The sequence below is a fragment of the Streptomyces sp. SPB074 genome (genome assembly GCF_000154905.1).
In the GTDB taxonomy this organism is placed as follows: domain Bacteria; phylum Actinomycetota; class Actinomycetes; order Streptomycetales; family Streptomycetaceae; genus Streptomyces.
Map to the genome: position 1 here is coordinate 4,437,431 of NZ_GG770539.1, position 3,214 is coordinate 4,440,644.

3 protein-coding genes and 1 pseudogene are annotated in these 3,214 nt (G+C 70.9%); 2 read left to right on the plus strand and 2 right to left on the minus strand.

What is annotated here, in order from left to right; all coding sequences use genetic code 11:
* Window positions 1-504: pseudogene (locus tag SSBG_RS18655) on the minus strand (hypothetical protein); the annotation flags it as partial.
* On the minus strand, window positions 504-1,643 hold the full coding sequence (locus SSBG_RS34920; RefSeq protein ID WP_324603570.1) for an SGNH/GDSL hydrolase family protein: 1,140 nt from the start codon (window positions 1,641-1,643) through the stop codon (window positions 504-506). The pseudogene SSBG_RS18655 and the gene SSBG_RS34920, both read right to left, overlap by 1 nt.
* Before the next feature lie 483 nt (window positions 1,644-2,126).
* Between SSBG_RS34920 and SSBG_RS35865 the strand changes: the two genes are divergently transcribed.
* Both SSBG_RS35865 and SSBG_RS35870 read left to right on the plus strand, forming a co-directional pair.
* The gene (locus SSBG_RS35865; protein WP_324603571.1) at window positions 2,127-2,321 is read left to right on the plus strand and encodes a hypothetical protein; all 195 of its coding nucleotides are present in this window, start codon (window positions 2,127-2,129) and stop codon (window positions 2,319-2,321) included.
* 687 nt (window positions 2,322-3,008) lie between these two features.
* Window positions 3,009-3,214: hypothetical protein (locus SSBG_RS35870; protein ID WP_324603572.1), on the plus strand; the 206-nt coding region annotated here is incomplete at its 3' end.

Genomic DNA, 3,214 nt, shown 5'->3' on the forward strand with positions numbered 1-3,214 from the left:
CGCGCCCGCGATGTCCTCACCCGCGCAGGCGTCCTCGCCGTGCTCCGTCAGCCGGGTGGACCAGGTGGCGCCGGGCGCGCGCTCGGCGGTGAGGGTGAAGCAGCGCTCCGCCCGCAGGGGCCCGCCGGGCAGCACGCCCTTCCCGGAGTACGGCGCCGACCAGGAGGTGACGGCGGTGAGCCGTCCGGGTGCGGCGCGGTAGGTGATGACCGGCGCGTGGGTGTGCTCCCAGACGATCGCCGTCAGCGCGTCGGGGTCCGCTGAGCCCCGCGCGTCGAGGGCGTCGAGCGCGCGGGCCGTGGCCCGGGAGGCGCGGGTGGCCTCGCGCAGGACGGCCGCCCGGGCGGCCCGTTCGCGGTCGGCGGTCACGTGCCCGTCGTGCCGGACCGAGTACCAGAACCAGGCCAGCAGGGCGGCGGGCACGAGCAGCAGGACGAGGCAGCACGTGGCGGACCGGAGGACGAATCCGCCGGCCGCCACGGGGCCGCTGGGCGCGGGACTCATCAGCCGCCCGTGTACCCGAGGTCGGCGAGGGCCTGGTCCATGATCTGGGCGTACCTCGTGGTCCCGGAGTTCTTCGGGTGGAAGGATTCGAGGCTGGCGCACAGCCCGCCGAGCGCCTGCGGGACGCAGGGACCCCCGGAGACGTCCCCGGCGTGGTAGTCGCCGTCCCCCTTCGGCCCGATGACGACGGCGTTGATCTCCTCGTCTGTGTCGCACACCCCGTGCCCGTGGAAGGCCGGGATCGCGTCGACGTAGTCCACCTTCAGGTTCGTCGCCTTCAGCTCCTCGACCTTGGCCGCCTGCTTGTCGCGAAGGTAGTCGGCGAGGGAGTTGAGGGTGTCGAAGTCCGAGATGTGGCACGGGTCGTCCGCGACGATGTGCGGGTAGCCCATCAGGACGATCCGCGTGTTCGGCGCGGCCTGGGCGATGCTCTCCAGGAGCGTCCCCGTGTCCGTCACCGCGGTGTCCGTCGCGCCCGTGTAGTCGCTCTTGTCGCAGACACCGATGATGTAGCAGTGGGTGACGGCGTTGGTGAAGTTGTCGCCGTCGTTGCCGCCGATGGTCAGCATCACGAGGGTGGTGTCGGCGCTCAGGACGCCGGAGTCGATCTGGGTCTTCTCGTGGTAGTTGCCCATGCCGCCCCAGGCCGCCGGGTCCCCCGGGGTGAGCTGCCAGGTACGGGCACCGGAGCAGGTGACGTTCTGGAAGTCGAGCGAGGGGTCACCGGCCTTGACGAGGTCGGCGATCGAGGAGCTGGTGAACGGCAGCAGGACCTTGCGCGGCCAGAAGTTGTCGCCGCGCCGGCACGCGTTCCACTGGTTCGTGCCGTGACTGGTGTCGGACTCCGGCGAGTAGTTCCCGGCGCCCTCTCCGGAGGAGTACGAGTCGCCCATGGCCACGACCATGTGCTTCGGCTTGGCGGACAGCGGCTTGAACGCGATCGAGGAGAAGGCGATGTCGTCGTCGGCGGTGCCGTCGTCGGTGGTGTTCGACAGTTCCACGCGCGGTGTGCCGGTGAACTGGTACGTCCCCAGCTCCACCCACTCGTTCTCGCCGTAGTGGGTGTTGACGTAGCGGTCGCGGTCGCCGCCCTTGACGACGTAGTGGGCCTGCTGGGTGTGCGCCCCGGTGCCCGGCATGTGCGCGAACACGCGGGCCCAGCCCAGGCTCTGCCGAGCGTCCAGGTGCCGGTGACCGTCATGGCCCCGCCGTCGCCGCCGAGGTGTGCCGCGTCACGGCTGTGCGCGTACCAGAAGCGGCCCCCGTAGCCGCCGCCGATCTGATGGAGGTCGGCCTTCGCCTCGTAGTGGTTGTCGCCGTCGGCGTCGAAGCCGAACTGGAAGCTGCCCTTGGAGGCGGTGTCGCCGCACGCGCCCCAGGTGGGTGTGCCGCTGGGCACGGAGGCGACCACGAGGGAGCCCGCCGGGGCGCTGTCGCAGTCGGGCTCGCCGTGCTTGAGCCGGGTGCCGCGGCCGGGTTCGGCGCGCAGGGTCACGTACTTGATGTTCTCGTGCCCGCAGTCGGTCGCGCAGTCGTCCTTCCAGGACGTGTTCGCCTTGTGCCACCAGTACTGCGCGTAGCACTCCTCGGTCGGGCAGTCGGGCGGGGTGAGGGAGTCGCAGTTGTTGAAGTCGTTGCAGAAGGTGTCCAGCGGCGGTGAGACCTGGCTGCGCTGGACGTCGCCCACCCACCAGGCGGGGTTGAGACCGGCCGAGCTGAAGCCGGACTCGCCCTGCCAGTCCTGGCGGCCGTCGGTGCCGTACGAGAAGTCCGTGTCGATGGACCAGGCGGACCAGCCCATCACCTTCTCCTCGTAGGGCCAGTCCTGCGGGTGCGCGGCGTCCCGGACCGCGTTCGGGTCCACGCTCGTGTCCATGAAGGGCTTGCCCCAGCCCTTCTTGTAGATCGGGTTCGCCGGGTTGTTGTACCAGCCGAGTCCCCAGGGGCCGCTGCTGTGCGGGTCGGGCGGGTTGAAGCCGAGGTTGTAGTTCCACACGGCGGTGAACCAGTTCTCCACCTTGGAGGGGTCGTCGTCGTTGACGGTGACCTCCTGGCCGGGGGTGTGCAGCTCGTTCCACTTGTCGGCGAGGATGTTCACCGCGGCGGCGATGTTCACCGTGTAGTCCACGGCGATCGCCTTCTGCTGCTCGGCGGGCAGGCTCTTCTCGCCGTCCTTCTCGTGCCCGGCGAGCCGCATCCGGTCGGTGATCTGGCCGACGCCGTAGCCGCAGTCCGAGTCGTCCCAGTGGATCTTCCAGTAGTCGGCGGTCGATCCGGAGGCGTCGTGCCCGTAGTAACCGTCCACCGCGGCCAGCGGGTTGCCCATCTGGCCGGGAATGGCGCCGGATTCGGCCTGCCACAGGTTCGACTCCTGGGCGAGGACGCCGAGCATGACGTTCGCGGGGATGCGCGCCCCGGCCGGGGCGCCGTCGAGCGTGGGCTTGGGGAACAGGCCCTGCGGGTCGACCGTGCCCAGGCCGTACTGGTTGCGCCAGCCGCCCGTCGTGAGCCACTTCGCGCGCAGTTCGCCGCGCACGGCCATGTCCACGGCCCACTCGACCTGGTTGGGCGTGGGCTGGAGGGCCTGGGCGCTCACGTCGTTGCGCGAGACGGAGCACCAGCGGTCGGTGTCGATGGGGGTGGTGGAGACGGCGGCGGCGCGGGCCGCCGCCTTCTTCCCGCCGCCGGTGGCGCGCGCGGGCGAGGGCAG

Coding starts and splice junctions, on each gene's coding strand:
- SSBG_RS34920 (WP_324603570.1), bottom strand. CDS start 1,643: ATGCCGGGCACCGGGGCGCACACCCAGCAGGCCCACTACGTCGTCAAG.